At 66.8% G+C, this 22,041-nt stretch carries 12 protein-coding genes; all 12 read left to right on the forward strand.

All coding sequences use genetic code 11. From position 1 onward, the window contains the following. Nucleotides 1–82 precede the first annotated feature (82 nt). The 12 genes from NL241_RS00755 to NL241_RS00810 all read left to right on the forward strand — a co-directional run bounded on the left by NL241_RS00755 (nucleotide 83) and on the right by NL241_RS00810 (nucleotide 21,961). Nucleotides 83–1,015 (forward strand): alpha/beta hydrolase, encoded by a 933-nt coding sequence (locus NL241_RS00755; RefSeq protein WP_487692349.1) that lies wholly within the window; start codon nucleotides 83–85, stop codon nucleotides 1,013–1,015. A gap of 152 nt (nucleotides 1,016–1,167) precedes the next feature. Continuing rightward, a complete protein-coding gene (locus NL241_RS00760) occupies nucleotides 1,168–2,235 on the forward strand; it encodes an esterase family protein (RefSeq protein WP_487692218.1) in 1,068 nt (355 codons plus the stop codon). Between the two features lie 222 nt (nucleotides 2,236–2,457). After that, nucleotides 2,458–3,291, forward strand: coding sequence for an alpha/beta hydrolase-fold protein (locus NL241_RS00765; protein ID WP_487692350.1), 834 nt, complete (start codon nucleotides 2,458–2,460; stop codon nucleotides 3,289–3,291). A gap of 89 nt (nucleotides 3,292–3,380) precedes the next feature. Beyond that, the gene (locus tag NL241_RS00770) at nucleotides 3,381–3,869 is read left to right on the forward strand and encodes a DUF732 domain-containing protein (RefSeq protein WP_487692219.1); all 489 of its coding nucleotides are present in this window, start codon (nucleotides 3,381–3,383) and stop codon (nucleotides 3,867–3,869) included. Nucleotides 3,870–3,890: 21 nt separating this feature from the next. Next, nucleotides 3,891–4,928, forward strand: coding sequence for a carboxylesterase Culp6 (gene culp6, locus NL241_RS00775; protein ID WP_487692220.1), 1,038 nt, complete (start codon nucleotides 3,891–3,893; stop codon nucleotides 4,926–4,928). A 252-nt stretch (nucleotides 4,929–5,180) separates the two neighbouring features. Next, the gene (gene fadD32, locus NL241_RS00780) at nucleotides 5,181–7,070 is read left to right on the forward strand and encodes a long-chain-fatty-acid--AMP ligase FadD32 (protein ID WP_494396501.1); all 1,890 of its coding nucleotides are present in this window, start codon (nucleotides 5,181–5,183) and stop codon (nucleotides 7,068–7,070) included. A 49-nt stretch (nucleotides 7,071–7,119) separates the two neighbouring features. Next, nucleotides 7,120–12,552, forward strand: a complete 5,433-nt coding sequence (pks13, locus tag NL241_RS00785) for a polyketide synthase Pks13 (RefSeq protein ID WP_494396502.1) — start codon at nucleotides 7,120–7,122, stop codon at nucleotides 12,550–12,552. Nucleotides 12,553–12,574: 22 nt separating this feature from the next. Next, nucleotides 12,575–14,131, forward strand: coding sequence for an acyl-CoA carboxylase subunit beta (locus NL241_RS00790; protein WP_487692352.1), 1,557 nt, complete (start codon nucleotides 12,575–12,577; stop codon nucleotides 14,129–14,131). 280 nt (nucleotides 14,132–14,411) lie between these two features. After that, nucleotides 14,412–17,006 (forward strand): two-component system response regulator, encoded by a 2,595-nt coding sequence (locus NL241_RS00795; protein WP_494396503.1) that lies wholly within the window; start codon nucleotides 14,412–14,414, stop codon nucleotides 17,004–17,006. Continuing rightward, the gene (locus NL241_RS00800; RefSeq protein WP_494396504.1) at nucleotides 17,003–20,485 is read left to right on the forward strand and encodes a response regulator; all 3,483 of its coding nucleotides are present in this window, start codon (nucleotides 17,003–17,005) and stop codon (nucleotides 20,483–20,485) included. The genes NL241_RS00795 and NL241_RS00800 overlap by 4 nt, the downstream gene beginning before the upstream one ends. After that, nucleotides 20,437–21,363 carry a CheR family methyltransferase gene (locus NL241_RS00805; protein WP_494396505.1) on the forward strand — a complete coding sequence of 309 codons (927 nt, stop codon included), beginning with the start codon at nucleotides 20,437–20,439 and terminating at the stop codon, nucleotides 21,361–21,363. Before NL241_RS00800 ends, NL241_RS00805 begins: the two co-directional genes overlap by 49 nt. After that, nucleotides 21,350–21,961 carry a chemotaxis protein CheB gene (locus NL241_RS00810; RefSeq protein WP_494396506.1) on the forward strand — a complete coding sequence of 204 codons (612 nt, stop codon included), beginning with the start codon at nucleotides 21,350–21,352 and terminating at the stop codon, nucleotides 21,959–21,961. The genes NL241_RS00805 and NL241_RS00810 overlap by 14 nt, the downstream gene beginning before the upstream one ends. Nucleotides 21,962–22,041: the final 80 nt, after the last annotated feature.

Below are 22,041 nucleotides of genomic sequence, written 5' to 3' on the forward strand. Positions count from 1 at the left end.
CGTGAGCAAGTGGGCCACTGCGCGCGCGAAGAGCAAAAGCCGGTTCGTGGCGCGGCTTGCCGCCGCCATCACTGCGGTGTCGATGCTGCCCGCCGTCCTGGTCGACGCCACCGGCGGCACTCCCGCGGCCGAGGCCTTCTCCCGGCCCGGGCTCCCGGTGGAGTACCTGGACGTCTACTCCGGTGCCATGGGCCGCAACGTCCGGGTCCAGTTCCAAGGGGCCGGGGGCCCGGAGGCACAGAGCAAGGCCGTGTACCTGCTCGACGGGCTGCGCGCGCAGGACGACTACAACGGCTGGGATATCAACACCGCCGCGTTCGAGTGGTTCCACGACTCCGGTATCGCCACGGTCATGCCTGTCGGCGGGCAGTCGAGTTTCTACTCGGACTGGTACTCGCCGTCGAACTTCAACAACCAGCCCTACACGTACAAGTGGGAGACCTTCCTCACCCGCGAGCTGCCGGCCTATCTGGCCGAGAGCAAGGGCGTCTCGCGCACCGGTAACGCCGTCGTGGGGCTGTCCATGTCAGGCGGTGCCGCGCTGATCCTGGCGGCCTATCACCCCGACCAGTTCCGCTACGCCGCCTCGCTGTCCGGTTTCCTCAACCCGTCGACACCGTTCATGAAGCAGGCGATCCGGATCGCGATGCTCGACGCCGGTGGCTACAACGTCGACAACATGTGGGGAGCGCCGTGGGATCCGGCGTGGAAACGCAACGATCCCACCGAACAGGTGCAGTTGCTGGTGAACAACAACACCCGGCTGTGGATCTACTGCGCACCTGGCGGCCAGACGCCGATCGACGAGAACACCGACCCTGGTATCGCGCTCAGCGCGTCGAGTCTGGAGTCCCTGGCCGTGGCGAGCAATCTGCGCTTCCGGGACCGCTACACCGAGGCGGGCGGGCGCAACGCCACCTTCGACTTCCCACCCGCGGGCAACCACTCGTGGGGCTATTGGGGCGGTCAGCTGCAGGCCATGAAACCGGACCTGCTGGCCACTCTGAACAGCTGAAATGCGCTGTCGGAACGAGACCTGACCACAACTGAAAACAGAACGATCACACGAGGTGTGGTTGACTGACCGGGCAATGTCGCCCAGTCGTGAAGCCACCGATGGCGTGCGGCAGAACGGAAGATGGAAATGCAATGGGACGGAACGAGTTTATGAAGTTGGTCGAAAAGGTGCGCGGCACCTGGGGCCGGAAGCTGATGGCGGCAGTGGCCGCCGCGGCCGTGTTGCCCGGGCTGGTCAGTGCCGTCGGAGGCTCGGCAACCGCCGGGGCGTTCTCCCGGCCGGGTCTGCCCGTGGAGTACCTGATGGTGCCGTCGGCCGGAATGGGCCGCGACATCAAGGTCCAGTTCCAGAGCGGCGGACCGAACTCGCCGGCGGTCTACCTGCTCGACGGCCTGCGCGCCCAGGACGATTTCAACGGCTGGGACATCAACACCCAGGCGTTCGAGTGGTACTACGGCTCGGGCCTGTCGGTCGTCATGCCGGTCGGCGGACAGTCCAGCTTCTACAGCGACTGGTACTCCCCGGCCTGCGGTAAGACCGGCTGCCAGACCTACAAGTGGGAGACCTTCCTGACCCAGGAACTGCCCGCTTACCTGGCCTCGCAGAAGGGTGTGGATTCCAGCCGCACCGCGGCCGTGGGTCTGTCGATGGCCGGTTCGTCCGCCCTGACGCTGGCCATCTACCACCCGCAGCAGTTCCAGTACGCCGCGTCGCTGTCCGGTTACCTGAACCCGTCTGAGGGCTGGTGGCCCATGCTGATCAACATCTCCATGGGTGACGCCGGCGGTTACGACGCCAACGACATGTGGGGCCGCACCGAGGACCCCAACAGCGCCTGGAAGCGCAACGATCCGATGGTCAACATCGGCCAGCTGGTCGCCAACGGCACCCGCATCTGGGTCTACTGCGGCGACGGCAACCCTGCCGAGGTCAACGGAAACATCGCGGGTAACAACCTGCCCGCCAAGTTCCTGGAGGGCCTGACCATCCGCACGAACAGGACCTTCAAGGACGAGTACGCCGCCGCCGGCGGCACCAACGGCGTCTTCAACTTCCCCGACGGCGGCACGCACGACTGGCCGTACTGGGGACAGCAGTTGCAGATGATGAAGCCCGACATCCAGCGTGTGCTGGGCGCGGTGCCGAACGATCCGGCGGCCTTGGCGGCGCCGGCCGACCCGGCAGCCGAGGTGGCTCCCGCGAGCGCCGGCGGCTAGTCCACAGAAGTACGTACGACGGCGGCGACCCTGACGGGTCGCCGCCGTTCGTCTTTTCGAGTGTCACGGTGTGGCGGGATCCGGGCGGATTTCCCGCCGTGGAGTGACACTCGAACCCCGAGGACTCGGCCTCCGCGGCTACCGTGATGTGGTTCACTACCTTTCGTGAACTGGCTGTCGAACGTGCTGCGGTTGCTGGGCGTGCTGATCCTGACGGGCGCCATGTGGAGCGCGGCCGCCCCGGCCGCACAGGCGGACACCGTGGAGTACCTCCAGGTTCCGTCGGCCGCGATGGGACGTTCGATTCCCGTCGCGTTCCAGGGCGGCGGTCCGCACGCGGTGATCCTGCTCGACGCCTTCAACGGCGCCCCCGAGGTGAGTAACTGGGTCACCGCGGGCAACGCGATGAACACCTTCGCCGGCAAGGGCGTGTCGGTGGTGGCACCGGCAGGCGGGGCCTACAGCCTGTACACCAACTGGGAGCAGGACGGCGGCAAACAGTGGGAGACGTTCCTGGCCACCGAGCTACCGAACTGGCTGGCGGCCAACAAGGGCCTGGCACCGGACGGGCACGCGATCGTCGGCGCCGCCCAGGGTGGCACCGCCGCGATCACGCTGGCCGAGTTCTACCCCAACCGGTTCCGTTACGCCGGCTCGCTGTCGGGATTCCTCACCCCGTCCAACACCTTCCTCAACGGCGCGCTGCACGACGGCATGATGCGCTTCGGCGGCGTCGACACCAACCTGATGTGGGGTCCGGCACAGTTCGGCCGGTGGAAGTGGCATGACCCGGATGTGCACGCACAGCTGTTGGTGGACAACAACACTCGCATCTGGGTGTACAGCCCGCAGACACTCACGGCCAGTGACCCGGCCGCGATGATCGGCTACGCCGACCAGGCGCAGGGCAGCAATCGCACGTTCTACGCGCATTACCGCAGCATCGGCGGGGCGAATGGGCATTTCGATTTCCCCACCAGCGGTGATCACGGCTGGGGGTCGTGGGCCCCGCAGCTCGGCGCGATGTCCGGTGACATCGTCGCTGCCATCGCCTGATTCGCCCGGCGGTGCCCACGCGCGCCGCGCCTGGTGGCACGTGTCGCACATCGGCGAGTTGCCAGGGAGCGAGCCGGTACCTTGGAAGGATGCAACCGACAATCGGATCGCCTGGGCGGGGACGTTTCCCCACGGCGATCGTGTCGGCGGCTCTGATATCCGCGGCCGTGGTCCTGCTGCTCAGCGGCTGCTCCGGTGACGACGTGATGACCAGCGTCGCACCTCCGCGGTCGAATGCGGCCGCCGTTCCTGGCCCCGGCGGATCCGACGGCACGCTACCCAGCGCCCCCAATGCCAGCGAACTGTCGATGACCCCCCAGCAGCACGCCTATCTCGATGCCCTCGGTACGTCCGGGGTGCGCCGTTCCAGTGACCTGATGGCGCTGTCGATCGGCAGCTATGTGTGCCAGGCCCGCAACGCCGGCCAGAGTGACCAGGGAGTGTGGGACTTCGTGTTCCCCCTGGTGCGCGGCGAGATCCATGACATGAACCCGAACACCGCGGTCACCGCGATCGCCGCGCAGGTCGACGAGACCACCGCGCAGTACATCCGGATCGCCACCGAACACCTCTGCTAACGGAAGAATCCCACTTTTCACATGGCCAAGAAGTCCCGTAGTACACAGCGCCCTAAACAAGCTGCGAAACGCAAGCGGCATCGGGTTCTCGGTGTGGTGGCCGCCGCCGCGGTGGCGATCGTGGTGGCGCTCGTCGCCGTCATCGTGGTGATCGTGGTGCGGCAGCCGGAGTCGTCGCAGACCGCGGTGCCGCCCACGGCGGTTCCGCCGACGGAGACCACTCCCGGCAAGAAACCGCGCCCGGAGTTCCAGGACGCCAGCTGCCCGGATGTGCAGATGATCTCCATCCCGGGCACGTGGGAGTCGTCACCGACCGATGACCCGCTGAATCCGACGCAGTTCCCGCGTTCCCTGATGCTGGGCGTCAGCCGGCCGATCATCGAGTCGTTCGCGCCCGAGCGGGTGCAGGTGTTCACCGTTCCGTACACCGCGCAGTTCCACAATCCGTTCTCCGCCGACGGGCAGATGTCGTACAACGACAGCCGCGCCGAGGGCACCCGCGCCGCCGTCAAGGCGATCACCGACATGAACACCCGCTGCCCGCTGACCAGTTATGTGCTGGCCGGCTTCTCGCAGGGTGCGGTGATCGCCGGGGACATCGCCAGCGACATCGGCAACGGGCGCGGTCCGGTCGACGAGGACCTGGTGCTGGGTGTGACGTTGATCGCCGACGGCCGCCGGCAGTCCGGGGTGGGTATCGACATCGGCCCCACCCCGCCGGGCCAGGGCGCGGAGATCACCTTGCACGAGGTGCCGACGTTGTCGACGCTCGGCCTGTCGATGACGGGCCCGCGGCCGGGCGGGTTCGGGATGCTCAACGACCGGGCCAACCAGATCTGCGCCGCGGGTGACCTGATCTGCGCGGCTCCGGAGCAGGCGTTCAACATCGTCAACCTGCCGGCCACGCTCGAGGTGCTGGCCGGGGGTGCCGGGCAGCCGGTGCACGCGCTGTACGCCACACCGCAGTTCTGGAATCTCGATGGTCAGCCCGCGACGGTCTGGACGCAGAATTGGGCCCGTGGACTGATCGAGAACGCGCCGCAACCGAAACACGGCTGACCGGCCGGTCTAGGAGTCCGAGGTACGAGGACGACGCAGGGCCGGGCGCATAACGGTCCGGCCGGACACCTGGATTTGGTGACGGCCTGACCGGACCGTAACATTAAGAAAAAAATAAGACCTATGTGGCTGTCGGTCCGACAAGCTGCTGGTTTGGATCTGTACGATCTGTGAGGTTTGGGGTGGGCCTGAGATCGGCCCACTAGGCAGCCGCCGTCCACCCCGGCCTGAGTGTTCTAAAAGGAGAGTTGCATGCCGTTCCACAACCCATTCATCAAGAACGGGCGCATCACCTTTCCCGACAACGGCAACCTGGTCCGCCACATCGAGCGCTGGGCCAAGGTCCGCGGCGACAAGCTGGCCTACCGCTTCCTGGACTACTCCACCGAACGCGACGGCATCGCCCGCGACCTGAACTGGGCCGAGTTCGGCGCCCGCAACCGCGCGCTGGGCGCCCGGCTGCAGCAGGTCACCCAGCCCGGCGACCGGGTCGCGATCCTCTGCCCGCAGAACCTCGACTATCTCGTCGCGTTCTTCGGCACGCTGTACTCCGGCCGCATCGCCGTGCCGCTGTTCGACCCGTCCGAGCCCGGACACGTCGGCCGCCTGCATGCGGTGCTCGACAACTGCACCCCGTCGGCGATCCTGACCACGACCGAATCCGCCGAGGGCGTGCGCAAGTTCTTCCGCAGCCGCCCGGCCAAGGACCGTCCGCGTGTCATCGCCGTCGACGCGGTGCCCGACGAGGTGGGCGCCACCTGGGAGCCGGTCGAGATCGACCGCGAGACCATCGCCTACCTGCAGTACACCTCCGGCTCCACCCGGATCCCCACCGGTGTGCAGATCACCCATCTCAACCTGGCCACCAACGTCGTCCAGGTGATCGAAGCGCTCGAGGGTGAAGAGGGCGACCGCGGTGTGTCGTGGCTGCCGTTCTTCCACGACATGGGCCTCATCACGGCGATGATCTCGCCGATGATCGGGCACTACTTCACCTTCATGACACCGGCTGCCTTCGTGCGCAGGCCGCAGCGCTGGATCAACGAGATGGCCCGTAAGCCCGATGACACCGGCGGGATCATCTCCGTGGCACCCAACTTCGCCTTCGACCACGCCGCGGCCCGCGGGGTGCCCAAAGAGGGCGACCCGGAGATCGACCTGTCGAACTGCAAGGCTGTCCTCAACGGCAGCGAGCCCATCTCGGCCGCCACCGTCCGCCGCTTCAACGAGGCCTTCGGCCCGTACGGTTTCCCGCCGCAGGCCATCAAACCGTCCTACGGTCTGGCCGAGGCCACGCTGTTCGTCTCGACCACCCCGTCCGGGGAACACCCGAAGATCGTCAACGTCGACCGCGACGAGCTGAACAACCACCGCTTCGTCGAGGTGTCCGAGGATTCGCCGAAGGCCGTCGCGCAGGCATCCGCCGGTAAGGTCGGCGTCGCCGAATGGGCCGTCATCGTCGATGCGGACACCGCCACCGAGCTGCCCGACGGCCAGATCGGCGAGATCTGGATCACCGGGCAGAACATGGGCACCGGTTACTGGGGCAAGGAAGCCGAGACCCAGGAGACGTTCCGGAACATCCTGAAATCGCGCACCAGCCCGTCGCACGCCGAGGGCGCCGACGACGACAGCTTCTGGGTCCGCACCGGCGACTACGGCGCCTTCTACGAGGGTGACCTGTACATCACCGGACGCGTCAAGGACCTGGTGATCGTCGACGGCCGCAACCACTACCCGCAGGACCTGGAGTACTCGGCGCAGGAATCCAGCCGGGCGCTGCGCACCGGATACGTCGCGGCGTTCTCGGTGCCGGCCAATCAGCTGCCCGACGAGGTGTTCGACAACGCCCACGCCGGTCTCAAGCGCGACCCCGACGACACCTCCGAGCAGCTGGTGATCGTCGCCGAGCGGGCCCCCGGCGCGCACAAGCTCGACGTCGGCCCCATCCACGACGACATCCGGGCCGCCATCGCGGTCCGGCACGGCGTGACCGTGCGCGACGTGCTGCTGACGCCGGCGGGTGCCATTCCGCGCACCTCGAGCGGCAAGATCGGCCGCCGCGCCTGCCGGGCGGCCTACCTGGACGGCACCCTGCGCAGCGGAAAGGTCGCCAACGCCTTCCCCGACGAGACGGATTGACACCGATCTTCACCACAGCCAAGCGCGATTTGAGTGAGGCCTAGCAAGAATGTCTGAAAACACTCCCGAGAACACGCCGCGCAACGAGCTGAGCGTCCCGGAGATGCGCACGTGGCTGCGCAACTGGGTGGCCAATGCCACCGGGCAGTCACCCGAGTCGGTCAACGAGACCGCACCCATGGTCGAGCTCGGCCTGTCGTCGCGCGACGCCGTGGCCATGGCCTCGGACATCGAGGACTTCACCGGCGTCACCGTCAGCGCCACCACCGCCTTCCGGCACCCGACCATCGAGGCGCTGGCCACGGTGATCGTCGAGGGCGAGCCGGAGGAAGAGGCGGTCGACGACGACGAGGACTGGTCGCGGTCGCCGGCGACGGTCGACGGCGAATACGACATCGCGATCGTCGGTCTGGGCACCCGGTTCCCGGGGGACATGAACACCCCGGCGCAGACCTGGCAGGCGCTGCTGGAAGGCCGCGACGCCATCACGGATCTGCCGGAGGGCCGCTGGGAGGAGTTCCTGGCCGAGCCGCGGATCGCCGAGCGGGTCGCCAAGGCCCGCACCCGCGGCGGCTACCTGTCTGACATCAAGGGTTTCGACGCCGAGTTCTTCGCGCTGTCGAAGATGGAAGCCGACAACATCGACCCGCAGCAGCGGTTGGCGCTGGAGCTGACGTGGGAGGCGCTCGAGCACGCGCGCATCCCCGCGTCGTCGCTGCGCGGCAGCAAGGTGGGTGTGTTCGTCGGCGCGTCCAACAACGACTACAGCTTCATGGCGGTCGCCGACCCCGCCACCGCTCACCCGTATGCCATCACCGGCACCACCAGTTCGATCATCGCCAACCGGGTGTCGTACTTCTACGACTTCCGCGGCCCGTCGATGGCCATCGACACGGCGTGCTCGTCGTCGCTGGTCGCCGTGCACGAGGGGGTGCAGGCGCTGCGCACCGGCGAGGCCGACGTGGTGGTGGCCGGCGGTGTGAACGCGATGATCACCCCCTTGGTCACCATCGGTTTCGACGAGGTCGGCGGGGTGCTGGCCCCCGACGGCCGGATCAAGTCGTTCTCCTCCGACGCCGACGGCTACTCCCGCGCCGAGGGTGCGGGCATGCTGGTGCTCAAGCGGGTGGCCGACGCGCGCCGCGACGGCGACGAGATCCTCGCCGTGATCGCCGGCAGTGCGGTGAACCACGACGGCCGGTCCAACGGCATGCTGGCGCCCAACCCGGACGCGCAGGCCGAGGTGCTGCGCACCGCGTACAAGAACGCCGGTATCAACCCGCGCACCGTCGACTACATCGAGGCGCACGGCACCGGCACCATCCTCGGTGACCCCATCGAGGCCGACGCCCTGGGCCGTGTGGTCGGCAAGGGCCGGCCGGCCGAGCAGCCCGCACTGCTGGGTGCGGTGAAATCCAATGTGGGACACCTGGAATCGGCAGCCGGCGCGGCCAGCCTGGCCAAGGTGGCGCTGTCGCTGCACAACGACAAGATCCCGCCGTCGATCAACTACGCCGGCCCCAACCCGTACATCGACTTCGACCGCGAACACCTCAAGGTCAACGACACCGTTTCCGACTGGCCCCGCTACAGCGGTCACGCCGTCGCGGGCGTCTCCGGGTTCGGCTTCGGTGGCGCCAACGCCCACATCGTGGTGCGCGAGGTACTGCCCTCGGATCTGGTGGAGCCGGAACCCGAGCCGGAAACCGTTGCGCCGGAGGCGAAGAACGACGACGCCAACGCGGTCTACGTCGGCGGCGTACGGATGGACGAGTACGGCGAGTTCATTCACGACGACGATGACTCGGCCGGTGATGACGGCACGCTGGACTTCTACGGCAACGAGTCCCACGGCGAATCCGGTGAGCACCAGCTGCCCGGCCTCACCGACGAGGCCCTGCGCCTGCTGGCCGTCGCCCGCGAGGAGCTGGAGGCCGCGGAGGCGGAGAATCCGACGAAGCCGATTGTGCCGCTGGCTCTCTCGGCGTTCCTGACCTCGCGTAAGAAGCTGGCCGCGGCCGAGCTGGCCGACTGGATCGACAGCGAAGAAGGCCGCGCCACCTCTCTGGAGGCGATCGGCCGCTCGCTGTCGCGGCGCAACCACGGCCGCTCCCGGGCGGTCATCCTGGCTCACGACCACGACGAGGCCGTCAAGGGTCTGCGCGCGGTCGCCGACGGTAAGCAGAGCCCGCTGGTGCTCTCGACCGACGGGCCCGTCACCAACGGCCCGGTGTGGGTGCTGGCGGGATTCGGTGCGCAGCACCGCAAGATGGGCAAGAGTCTGTACCTGCGCAACGAGGTGTTCGCCGAGTGGATCAACAAGGTCGACGCCCTGATCCAGGACGAGCTCGGCTATTCGATCGTCGAGCTGATCCTTGATGACTCACAGGACTACGGCATCGAGACCACCCAGGTGGTGATCTTCGCCATCCAGGTCGCGCTCGGTGAGCTGCTCAAACACCACGGTGCGAAACCCGGTGCGGTGGTGGGACAGTCGCTCGGCGAGGCCGCCGCGGCGTACTTCTCCGGCGGGTTGTCGCTCGAGGATGCCACTCGCACCATCTGCTCGCGCTCGCACCTGATGGGTGAGGGTGAGGCGATGCTGTTCGGTGAGTACATCCGGCTGATGGCGCTGGTGGAGTACTCGGTCGACGAGATCAAAACGGTGTTCTCCGATTTCCCGGATCTCGAGGTGTGCGTGTACGCCGCCCCGACGCAGACGGTCATCGGCGGCCCGCCCGAGCAGGTCGACGCGATCATCGCCCGCGCGGAGTCAGAGGGCCGCTTCGCCCGCAAGTTCCAGACCAAGGGCGCCAGCCACACCCAGCAGATGGACCCGCTCCTCGGCGAGCTGGCCGCTGAAATCCAGGGGATCGAAGCCAAACCGCTTCAGACGGCGTACTTCTCGACCGTGCACGAAGGGCAGCTGATCCGCGCCGGCGCGGAACCGATCCACAACGTCGACTACTGGAAGAAGGGGCTGCGGCACAGCGTCTACTTCACCCAGGGCATCCGCAACGCCGTCGACAACGGTCACACCACCTTCCTGGAGCTGGCGCCGAATCCCGTGGCGCTCATGCAGGTCGGGTTGACCACGGCCAGCGCGGGCCTGCACGACGGGCAACTGATCCCGACCCTGGCGCGCAAGCAGGACGAGGTCGACTCCATGACCACGGCCATGGCGAACCTGTTCGTCTACGGCCACGACCTCGACATCCGGACCCTCTTTTCCAGAGAACCGGAGTACGCCGACATCCCGCCCACCCGTTTCCGCCGGAAGCCGCACTGGCTCGATGTGCACTTCTCCGGCGACAACTCCGGTGTGCTGCCGGGTGCCCACGTGTCACTGCCGGACGGCAAGCACGTCTGGGAGTTCGCACCCCGTGGTGCTACGGATCTGGTCGCCCTGGTGAAAGCCGCTGCGGTACAGGTGCTTCCCGATGCACAGCTCACCGCATTCGAGCAACGCGCCATTCCCGGTGACGGTGCCCGGCTGGTCACCACTCTGACCCGCCACCCCGGTGGGGCGTCGGTGCAGGTGCACGCCCGCATCGAGGAATCCTTCACCCTGGTGTACGACGCGGTGGTCGCCCGCGGCGGGCAGGGCGGGGCGTTGCCCGTGGCGTCTGCGGTGGGAGTGGCCACCACGGAGCTCACCGCTGCACCTGAGCAGGTCCAGGACTCCGTGGACGATGCCGCCGAGATCCTGTCGGACAACCTGACGGCGGGCGCGGGTCTGGCTGCCGGCTTCGCCAAGTGGTCGCCGGATTCCGGTGAGAGCATCGCGGACCGCCTCGGTGCCATCGTCGGCGGAGCCATGGGCTACGAGCCGGAGGACCTGCCGTGGGAGGTCCCGCTGATCGAGCTGGGCCTGGACTCGCTGATGGCGGTGCGGATCAAGAACCGCGTCGAGTACGACTTCGACCTGCCGCCCATCCAGTTGACCGCGGTGCGCGACGCGAACCTGTACAACGTCGAGAAGCTCATCGCGTATGCGGTCGAGCACCGCGACGAGGTGGCGCAGCTGCACGAATTCCAGAGCACGGCAAGCGAAGAAGAGGTCGCGGCCGCGCAGGCCGAGCTGCTGGGCGGGGCCTCGACGGCCGCCGAGATCGAACAGCGCCTCACCGAGCTGGCCGAGCCCGAGGTCGAACCGGGAACCGCGGCCGAAGCTGCCGAACTCAACGAGAAGGCGGTCGAGAGCGCGGACACCACACCGGCCGACGTCCCGTCGACGGTGCCGCCCCCGCCCACCAACCCTGTGCCGCCCCCGCCCACCAACCCTGTGGGTGACAAGCCCCTGCCGCCCCCGCCCACCGATCCCAGCGGGCAGTCGAGGCAGCAGCAGCCGAATCTGGCGGCAGCCGCCGCGGCGCTGAATCAGCAGGCCATCGCCGAGGCGCTCAATTCCGATGTGCCGCCGCGGGATGCCGCGGAGCGGTTGACGTTCGCCACCTGGGCGATCGTCACCGGTAAGAGCCCGGGTGGCATCTTCAACACGCTGCCGGCGCTCGACGACGACACCGCAGCCAAACTCGCGCAGCGGCTTTCGGAACGCTCCGAAGGCACCATCACCGCCGACGATGTGACGGCCGCCGCCAACATCGAGGCGCTCTCGACGACGGTGCGTGAGTTCCTCGAGGCCGGTGAGCTCGACGGGTTCGTGCGGACCATCCGCAAGGCCGAGTCCGAAGACCAGGTTCCGGTGTACGTGTTCCACGCCGCCGGCGGTTCCACGGTGGTGTACGAGCCGCTGCTGAACCGGTTGCCGGCGCACACGCCGATGATCGGCCTCGAGCGGGTCGAGGGCACCATCGAGGAGCGTGCTGCGGTCTACGTGCCGAAGCTGCTCGAACTCAACGGGGACAAGCCGTTCATCCTGGCCGGCTGGTCACTGGGTGGGGCGCTGTCCTACGCGTGTGCCATCGGGCTCAAGGAGGCCGGCGCCGACGTCCGCTTCGTCGGGCTGATCGACTGCGTGCGCCCCGGCGTGCCGATCGACACGTCCAAGGAAGGCACCCGCGCCCGCTGGGACCGGTACGCCAAGTTCGCCGAGAAGACGTTCAACGTGCAGATCCCGGCGATCCCGTACGAGGAGCTGGAGAACCTCGACGACGCGGGCCAGGTCGAGTTCGTGCTCAATGCGGTCAAGGATTCCGGGGTGCAGATCCCGGGCGGCATCATCGAGCACCAGCGCACGTCGTACCTGGATCAGCGCGCGCTCGATGTCGCCGACATCAAGCCCTACGACGGGCACGTCACGCTGTACATGGCCGACCGCTACCACGATGACGCCATCACCTTCGAGCCCGCGTACGCCACCCGCCAGCCCGACGGCGGCTGGGGTGAGTTCGTGTCCGACCTCGAGGTGGTCAACATCGGCGGTGAGCACATCCAGGCCATCGACGAGCCCTACATCGCCAAGGTCGGGGCGCATCTGAGCCAGGCGATCAACGAGATCCAAGCCAACCAGGGAAAGTGAGCGTGGCGTGAGCGAGAACCCGGTGAAATCAGCAGCTGCGACGACAGCCGAAAAGCTCGCCGAGCTGCGCGAGAAACTGGAGCTCGCCAAGGAGCCCGGCGGCGAAAAGGCTGTGGCCAAACGGGAGAAGAAGGGCATCCCCAGTGCCCGCGCCCGCATCCACGCGCTGGTGGACCCGGGCAGCTTCTTCGAGATCGGCGCGCTGGCCAAGACCCCGGGTGATCCGAACGCGCTGTTCGGCGACGGCGTGGTGACCGGTCACGCCACCATCAACGGCCGCCCGGTCGGGGTGTTCAGCCACGACCAGACGGTGTTCCAGGGCACCGTGGGGGAGATGTTCGGCCGCAAGGTCGCCCGGTTGATGGAGTGGGTGGCCATGGTGGGCTGCCCGATCATCGGCATCAACGACTCCGGCGGCGCCCGCATCCAGGACGCCGCGACGTCGCTGGCGTGGTACGCAGAGCTGGGCCGCCGGCACGAACTGCTCAGTGGCCTGGTGCCGCAGATCTCCATCATCCTCGGCAAATGTGCTGGCGGAGCGGTGTATTCGCCCATCCAGACCGACCTCATCGTCGCCGTGCGCGACCAGGGCTACATGTTCGTCACCGGTCCCGACGTCATCAAGGACGTCACCGGTGAGGACGTCTCACTCGACGAACTCGGCGGCGCCGACAACCAGGCGCGCTACGGCAACATCCACCAGGTGGTCGAGGACGAGAAGGCCGCGTTCCAGTACGTCCGCGACTACCTGAGTTTCCTGCCCGGCAACACTTTCGACGACGAACCGATCGTCAACCCGGGTCTGGAACCCGAGGTCACGCCGCACGACCTCGAGCTCGACACCATCGTGCCGGACGCCGACAACATGGGCTACGACATGCACGAGATCCTGATCCGGATCTTCGACGACGGCGAATTCCTCGATGTGGCAGCACAAGCCGGCCAGGCGATCATCACCGGCTACGCCCGCGTCGACGGCCGCACCGTCGGTGTGATCGCCAACCAGCCGATGTACAACGCCGGTGCCATCGACAACGAGGAATCCGACAAGGCCGCCCGGTTCGTCCGGTTCTGCGATTCGTTCAACATCCCGCTGGTGTTCGTGGTCGACACCCCGGGCTTCATGCCCGGTGTGCAGCAGGAGAAGAACGGGATCATCAAGCGCGGTGGGCGATTCCTGTACGCGGTCGTGGAGGCCGACGTGCCGAAGGTGACGATCACCATTCGCAAGTCCTACGGCGGCGCGTATGCGGTGATGGGCAGCAAGCAGCTCACCGCCGACATGAACTTCGTGTGGCCCACGGCGCGGATCGCGGTGATCGGTGCCGAGGGTGCGGCGCAGTTGCTGGTGAAGCGGTTCCCCGATCCGAACGCCCCCGAGGTGCAGAAGATCAAGGCCGACTTCATCGAGGGCTACAACCTGAATCTGGCGACGCCCTACATCGCGGCCGAGCGTGGCTACGTCGACGCGGTGATCGAGCCGCACGAAACCCGGCTCAAGCTGCGCAGTGCCATGCGGTTGTTGCGCGACAAGCAGATCCAGCGTGTGCAGCGCAAGCATGGCCTGATCCCGATCTAACCCCCGGGCCCCACCCATCAAGCGCGAGCGCGCGTGTCTGTACAGGACACGCCGCGCTCGCCCGTACAAGAGCGTGCGCTCGTCAGCACGGGTTTGAATTCAACCCGGTGCGAAAGCCGTGCCGTCCATGGCGGTACACGCAGTTGCCCGCCAGCTCTGCTGCCATAACCGAGCAATCCAACTATGATTTGCTTCGCGGTCGACGCCGCCGTGTTGCGTCAGCGGCTCGAAACGTGGCGGGTCGGATGGCTCGCACCAGACCAAGGCGGGTGAAGTCGGCTTGCGTGTCCCCGAGATGGTGTCGGAAGGTGCGACGGCGCCCCTGTCGGCCGACCACCAACAGGTGATTCTCGTAGTCGACGACGACGCACGCCTCCGCGACCTGCTGTGCACCGTGCTCGCTCCGCTCAATTGTGAGATCGCCCAGGCGGGTTCCGGTGAAGAAGCGCTCACCGTGCTGCTCCAGCGCCAGGTGGCGGTGATCGTCTTGGACATCAACATGCCGGGCATGGACGGGTTCGAGACGGCCGCGCTGATCAGGGATGCCGAGGAGTTGGCCTCCACGCCCATCATCTTCCTCACCGGAATGGCCGAGGACGGCGACCTGCACCGGGGCTACGACCTCGGCGCGGTCGACTTCCTGGTCAAGCCGGTCTCCCGGCAGGTGCTCTTCGCGAAGGTCAAGGCTTTGCTGGAGCTGGACCAGTCCTTCGCCCGGCTGCGTCGTGCGGCAGCGGCGCTGCACGAAGACCAGCTGAAGGCGGCCCGCTCCGCCGAGATCCGGCAACGGGAGGAACTGGCCGTCACCCGCCGTCGGGAACGGCTGACCAACATCTTCGCCGAAGCCAGCATCGACCTGCCTTCGCTGGAACGCACCATCGTCACCGAGCTGAGCCAGATGTTCGACGCCGAGTGCGTGCTGCGCCTGCCGACCCCGGATCACGGGTGGCATGAATCGGTTTCGCACACCGAATCGGGCCGGACCTCGGAATTGCTGCACGCTCTGATGGTGGACCCGACGCCCGGCCAGGTGCAGTCTGCGGCGTCCTACGGAGCTGTCATGGTCGAGGAATTGACCGCCCGCAGCCAGCGCTTCGGAGTCGTCTGTGTCGGCAGACCCGACGGCCCTGCCTTCACCGAGACGGAAGCCGCGTTGTTCCGTGGCGCGTCCGCGGCGGCGGCCCTGGCGATCTCCAATGCCACCCTGTACCGGGTGCAGGCCGAATACGCCGCCGTCATGCAGGCCACCGGCGACGCGATTCTGGCCGTGGACGTCTCGGGTGTCATCCGCAGCTGCAACAAGGCCGCCATCGCCTTGTTCAGCACGGATACCGATGCGCTGCTGGGCCGCGCCATCGTGGAGCTCGCGGTGGACTCGGACCGGCAGAAGCTGGAGGAGCACCTGGACGCCACCTTGGCGACGCGCCAGGAGGTCTCACTGGAGATGGCGCTGGCCGCCCAGGACGGGCGCGACGTCGACGTCATGATCACCTTGTCGCCGATCGGCGACTCCGTCGACCTGCTGGTGGCCGTCGTGGTCCACGACCTGACCGAGATCAAGCACGCACAGACCGAGATCAGGCATCTCGCCAGCCATGATCCCCTGACCGATCTCGCGAACCGCCGCCAGCTCAATGAGCGACTGGCGGTGCTGACCCGGCAGCACGAGGCCGACAAGGATCTGGTCGCGCTGCTGTATGTCGACGTCAACCGTTTCAAGTTCGTCAACGACACCTACGGCCATGACACCGGCGACGAACTGCTCCTGGAAGTCGCCACCCGGCTCCGCTCGGCGGTCGGCACCGACACCCTGGTCTGCCGGGTCGGCGGCGACGAGTTCATCCTCGTCGTGGAAGGAGTCTCCTCGACCGAGGCGGCCGTCATGTCGGGCAACCGGATCCTGGAACAGGTTCAGTCGCAACCGGTTTTCTGCAAGAACGCCACCCTGCGTCCGTCGCTCAGCATGGGCATCGCATGCCTGGGCATCAGCGCCCACACCGCCGAGGAGTTGCTGACCCAGGCCGATATGGCCATGTTCGAAGCGAAGAAGAACCGGTCAGCGGAGTGTGTCCTCTACACCGACGCGATCGGCTCGCGGCAGCAGGGCAAGGCGTACCTGCGGGCCGAGGTGTCCGATGCCATTGCGCGATCGGACTTCCGGATGGTCTACCAACCGATCGTGAACTACGCCACGGGCGCGCTGTTCGGACTCGAGGCGCTGGTCCGGTGGCAGGTCAGAGGCGAAGAGATCCCCGCCGGCGAGATCATCGCGCTGGCAGAGGCCACCGGGCAGGTGGGGCCGCTCGGCCGGTGGATCGTTTCGCGCAGTTTCGGCGATTTCGCGTCCCTCGGGCAACGTGGGTTGAAGTTGCACGTGAATCTGTCTCCGGACCAATTGCTCGAGAGCTCGTTCCTCGACTATCTGGTGGATGCGCAGCAACAGAGCGGCATAGCGCCGGACAGTGTGTGCCTGGAACTGACCGAGCGGGCGTTCAACGGCGATCCGGCTCCCGCTCACGCCGCCTTGCGCCACGCCCGCGACATCGGATTCAGTCTGGCCATCGACGATTTCGGTGTCGAGCATGCCAGCATGACGAATCTGATGTACGTGCCCGCGGATTGGCTGAAGATCGATCGCTCGTTCATCGCCGAAGTCCACCACAACGATCGCGCACAGCGGTTGGTGCGCAGTCAGATCGCCGTGGCGGCATGTATGGAAGTCGACCTGATCGCCGAGGGAGTCGAGATGCAGGAACAGGCCGACTGGCTGTTGAACGCGGGATGCGTTCTGCACCAAGGCTTTCTCTACTCGCACCCCATCGAGTCGGGGGATCTGGCCGCGTATGCTGAGAGCCGGACGGTGACGCCGGCATGACGCTTGCGAAACGTCTGGCGATTCTGTGCGGGTCCGCCGTCGCGGCGGTCATCCTGGCCAACATCCTGTTCACCATCCAGACCAACCGGATTTCCGGGCTCTACGAGCAACGGGCTGCGGCCAGGAGCGAGCAGATCACCGCGATCGATGTGGGCCGTGATGTGCAGACCTTCCTGGCCACCTACAACCGGTTGCTCGTCACCAAAGACCCGGCCCAACAAACCGAGCTCACCAACGCTCTCGACGAGCTCGACAACACCATCGAGACCGAACTCCAGCGGAATGCCGACGAGGAGGGTGACGGCGACAGCCGCCTGCAGTACCAGCAGGCGCTGGCGACATGGGACGCGTTCCAAGAGGATTACCGGGCCGAGCTGGAACTCTTTACGCGGACGGGCGACGCCGCCGTGGCGTTGGGCCAGTCCGATGATCAGACCGATCTGCTGGCGAGCCAGCTCCGCCAGATCGAGGACCAGAAGGTGAGGGCCGCCGACCAGGCCAGCGAGGCGGCCGGACAGGCGATAAGGACCGGCCGGACCATCCTGTGGACCTTTGCCAGCGTCATCGTCGCCGTGCTCGGGGCGCTGATGTTCGTGACCAGCCGAAACATCCACCGCACGGTCACGGATTCGGCGAACATGAGCGAAAAGGCGCGGCGCTCCAAGGAAATTCAGGCCGAGCTGATGACGGAGGTGCAGGGCGTACAGGACCAGGCCGCCGCCGGCACCATCATCGTGTCACGCACCGCGCAGGCGCTCGACGCCAAACACGGTGCCCTCTATCTGCGTCAGGCCGACGACCCCGGCCGGTTCGCGCTCACGGCGTCGTACGCCTTCCACCGCCGCAAGGGGCTGCCGACCTCCTACGGACTGGGGGAGGGACTGGTCGGACAGTGCGCGTTGGAGGGAACCAGGATCGAGGTGACCGGTGCGCCCGGTGACTACGTCGAGATCGTCTCAGGCCTGGGCAAGACCGCGCCGATATCGCTGATCCTGATCCCCATCAAGTTCGAGACCGAGGTGCTCGGTGTCCTGGAACTGGCTGGGCTGCGGTTGTTCTCCGAGGACGACGTCGAGTTGTTGGAGAGCATCGCCCTGGGGACCGGCGTGGCACTGGCCGCCATCGAGTCGGCGCGCAGCACCCGGGAGTTGTTGCGGATCTCCCAGGCGCAGACCGAGGAGTTGCAGACCCAGGAAGAAGAGCTCCGCGCCGCCAACGAGCAACTGACGCAACGGGAAGACCTGCTCTCCTCGCAGAACGCCGAGCTGGAGGAGACCACCGAGGAACTGCGCTCACAGCAGGAGGAGCTGCGGGCCAGCTCGGAACGGCTCGAGTCGCAGGCGCACGCACTGGAGCAGAAGAACGAGGAGTTGCAGCGCCTCAGCGTGTCGCTGGAGGCCAAGGCGGAGGAGCTGGCGGTCTCGTCGCGCTACAAGTCCGAGTTCCTGGCGAACATGTCGCACGAGTTGCGAACACCGTTGAACAGCATCCTGATCCTGGCCGGCCTGCTGACCGAATCGGACGAGCCGTTGTCGGACAAGCAACACGAATTCGCCGAGACCATCCAGCAATCGGGCAAGGACCTGCTCAATCTCATCGACGAGGTGCTGGACCTGGCCAAGGTCGAGTCCGGGTCGTTGTACCTGGAGAGCGAATCGATCGACGTCGCCGAGCTGGTCAGCTTCCTGGACCGCACGTTCCGTCCCATCGCCGAGTCGAAGGGGGTGGCCTTCCGCGTGGCGGCCGACGACTCGGCGCCGCGGCAGTTCACCAGTGACTACACCCGGGTCAAACAGATCGCGAAGAACCTGGTGGCGAACGCGATCAAGTTCACCGAGGCGGGTTCGGTGACCGTGGAGCTCACCGGCGTCATGGATGCGGTCGGTGACCAGGGCGGCCGGTATCTCTCACTTGCGGTCACCGACACCGGAATCGGTATCGACGAGAAGGACCACAATCTGATCTTCGAGTCCTTCCAGCAGGCCGGGCGGGGTTCAACGCGGCAGTACGGCGGCACCGGTCTGGGATTGGCCATCAGCCGTGAGCTGGCCCGCCATCTCGGCGGCGACATCTCGCTGCGCAGCGCCCTGGGACAGGGGTCGACGTTCACCTGCCACCTGCCTGTCGGGGCCGCGCCGGTCGGCCCGGTGGAGCGCGCAGTGCCCCCGCCGGCGCCGCAGGCACCGGTCGCCGAGCCGGCCGCCGACGACGAATCCACCACGCGCTTCGGCGATGTCGACACCTCGGCCGTCGCGTGGCCACAGGGGACCAAGCCCGTCCTGCTGATCGTCGAGGACGACCCGACCTTCGCGCGCATGCTGGCGGAACTGGCGACGGAGGCCGGGTTCGATTCGGTGATCACGCCCAGCGGACGAATGGCGTTGGGACTGGCCAAGGAGAAACAGCCCGCGGCGATCACGTTGGACATCGGCCTGCCGGACATGGCGGGCTGGGTGGTGCTCGACGTCCTCAAACACGATCTCGCCACCCGTCACATACCGGTCAACGTCGTGTCTGGATCCGAGGACGACGGTCGCGGACGCCGGATGGGTGCCATCCAGACCTTGCACAAGCCGGCCGAGGTCGCCGATCTGCGTTCGATGTTCACCTCCACCGCCGATTTCCTGAAGCCGGGGCCGCGGCATGTCCTGGTCGCCGAGGACGACGCGAATCAGCGCCAGGTCGTCAGGCACATGATCGAAAGTGATGACATCGCCATCACCTGCGTCGGCACCGGCCAGCAGGTACTCGACGAACTGGCCGGCGCGACCTCGTATGACTGCCTGGTGCTCGATCTCGGGCTGCCGGATATCGACGGCATCGACCTCATCGAGCGGATCAAAGATCAGCTCAAGCAGAAGAGTCTGCCCGTCATCGTGCACACGGGCCGGGAGCTGACCTCGGCCGAAACCGAGCGCCTGGAGAACCTGGCTGCTGCCATCGTGTTGAAGAACGCGAAATCGCCGGAGCGGTTGCTGGACGAAACCGCACTGTTCCTGCACCGCGTCGCCAATGACATGCCGGTTTCGGCCCGCGAGATCCTGTCGAACCCGCGGCGTATCGACGAATCCCTCGAGGGCAACACCGTTCTGCTCGTCGACGATGATGTCCGCAATGTCTTCTCCCTGGGCAGCGCATTGAAGCGCTACGGCATCACGGTGCTGCCGGCGCGCAACGGGCAAGCGGGGTTGGACACCCTGGCCGCCCACCCGGAGATCGGGCTGGTTCTGATGGACATCATGATGCCCGTGATGGACGGTTACGAAGCGATGCGCCGGATCCGGGCCGATTCGCGCTGGCGTAACCTTCCCATCGTGGCGCTCACCGCGAAGGCCATGAAGGGTGACCGGCAGAAGTGTCTGGATGCGGGCGCATCGGATTACGTCACCAAACCCGTTGACATGGACCAGCTGACCTCGGTGTTACGGGTGTGGCTGGCCAGTCGGCCGAAGGGGCGGCGGACATCGCCGGAGAACTGACGGGCGGGCCCGCGGGCAGGTCTGCGAAGTCCGAGTCGGCTCCGTCCCGGGAGCTGACCCGGATCGAAGCAGAAGCGTTCTTCTACACGGTGTTCGAACACTTCGGGTACGACTTCCGCCATTACAGTGACGCCTCCCGCAACAGGAGGCTGCGGGCGTTCGTGGACCGGTATTCGCTGGGCACCATCTCCGAGGCCCAGGGGCGGGTGCTGCGCGACCCCGATCTGCTGGGCGCGCTGTTGGCGACCATGACGGTGAACGTCACCGAGATGTTCCGCGACCCTTCGGTGTTCGCCGCGCTGCGCTCGGAGGTGCTGCCCAGGCTGGCCACCTATCCGCGGATCCGGATCTGGATCGCAGGTTGCGCCACCGGGGAAGAGGCGTATTCCGTCGCGATCCTGCTCGACGAAGCGGGTTTGTTGAACCGGGCCACCATCTACGCCACCGACATCGACACCGAATCCCTGCGGGTCGCGACGTCGGCCATCTACCCGGCCGACGCCATGGTGCGGGCCACCCGTAATTATCAGGCCAGCGGCGGGCAGCGGCCGTTCTCGGATTGGTATGTCACCAAATATGATCGGTGCATCCTCAGCCCGGATCTGCGGGCGCGGCTGGAGTTCTTCTCCCACAATCTCGCGACCGACAGCACCTTCGGTGAGTTCAATCTGATCATGTGCCGCAACGTCTTCATCTACTTCGAGGAGACGCTGCAGCACCGGGCCGAGGTCGTCTTCCGCGAAAGCCTGGCTCCTTTCGGCAATCTCGTCATCGGGCCGCGCGAGAGTCTGACCGCCGACGGCAGGAAACTGTTCACCGCGCTGGATCGGCGTCAGGGCATCTACGTCACCGATCAGGGCCGGCATGTCCGGCCCTGACCTGATCGTCATCGGGGGCAGCGCGGGCGGTATGAAGGCGCTGCAGGGGGTGTTCCAGACGCTGGTGGACATCGGTGACCGGGTGCTGTGTGTGGTGCTGCATCGTCCGCCCGAGCCGTCCCCGCTGGCGCAGGTCCTGCAGAGTTACACCTCAATCCCGACACACGAACCCGACAACAGCCCGTGGCAGTGTCCCCCGGGCACGGTGACCGTGGCACCGGCCGGTTATCACCTGCTCCTGGGCCGCAATCGGACCCTGGCACACCAACCGCAGACACCGGTGACGCACTATGACACCGCGCCTGGTGTGCGGGCTCATCTGACGTTGGATCCGCCGGTGGCCCACTCACGGCCGTCGTTGGACGTGACGTTCTCCAGTGCGGCCGGGCTGTCCGATTCGGTGACCGCTGTGCTGCTGTCCTGTGCCAACGAGGACGGGGCCGCCGGGTGTGCGGCGGTGCAGGCGGCCGGGGGACGGGTGGTACTGCAGGACCCGGCCAGCTGTGAAGCCCCCGTCGCGGTGAACGCGGCGTTGCGCCGGGTGACGCCCGACCACATCGCCGACCCGGTGGGGATCGGCCGCTGGCTCTCCCCCTGACCCCGGTCGCCACCCCTTAAAACTGGCGCGAGCGCGCGTGTCTGCACACAACACGCCGGGACATCTGCGCAGTTTTCGCA

The sequence above is a fragment of the Mycolicibacterium sp. SMGY-1XX genome (genome assembly GCF_059132455.1).

Excerpts from the sequence above, each read along its gene's own strand:
- NL241_RS00800 (WP_494396504.1), top strand. The coding sequence starts at position 17,003 with ATGACGCTTGCGAAACGTCTGGCGATTCTGTGCGGGTCCGCCGTCGCG.
- NL241_RS00760 (WP_487692218.1), top strand. The coding sequence starts at position 1,168 with ATGAAGTTGGTCGAAAAGGTGCGCGGCACCTGGGGCCGGAAGCTGATG.
- NL241_RS00755 (WP_487692349.1), top strand. The coding sequence starts at position 83 with ATGCTGCCCGCCGTCCTGGTCGACGCCACCGGCGGCACTCCCGCGGCC.
- culp6 (WP_487692220.1), top strand. The coding sequence starts at position 3,891 with ATGGCCAAGAAGTCCCGTAGTACACAGCGCCCTAAACAAGCTGCGAAA.
- NL241_RS00810 (WP_494396506.1), top strand. The coding sequence starts at position 21,350 with ATGTCCGGCCCTGACCTGATCGTCATCGGGGGCAGCGCGGGCGGTATG.
- NL241_RS00770 (WP_487692219.1), top strand. The coding sequence starts at position 3,381 with ATGCAACCGACAATCGGATCGCCTGGGCGGGGACGTTTCCCCACGGCG.
- fadD32 (WP_494396501.1), top strand. The coding sequence starts at position 5,181 with ATGCCGTTCCACAACCCATTCATCAAGAACGGGCGCATCACCTTTCCC.
- NL241_RS00765 (WP_487692350.1), top strand. The coding sequence starts at position 2,458 with ATGTGGAGCGCGGCCGCCCCGGCCGCACAGGCGGACACCGTGGAGTAC.
- pks13 (WP_494396502.1), top strand. The coding sequence starts at position 7,120 with ATGTCTGAAAACACTCCCGAGAACACGCCGCGCAACGAGCTGAGCGTC.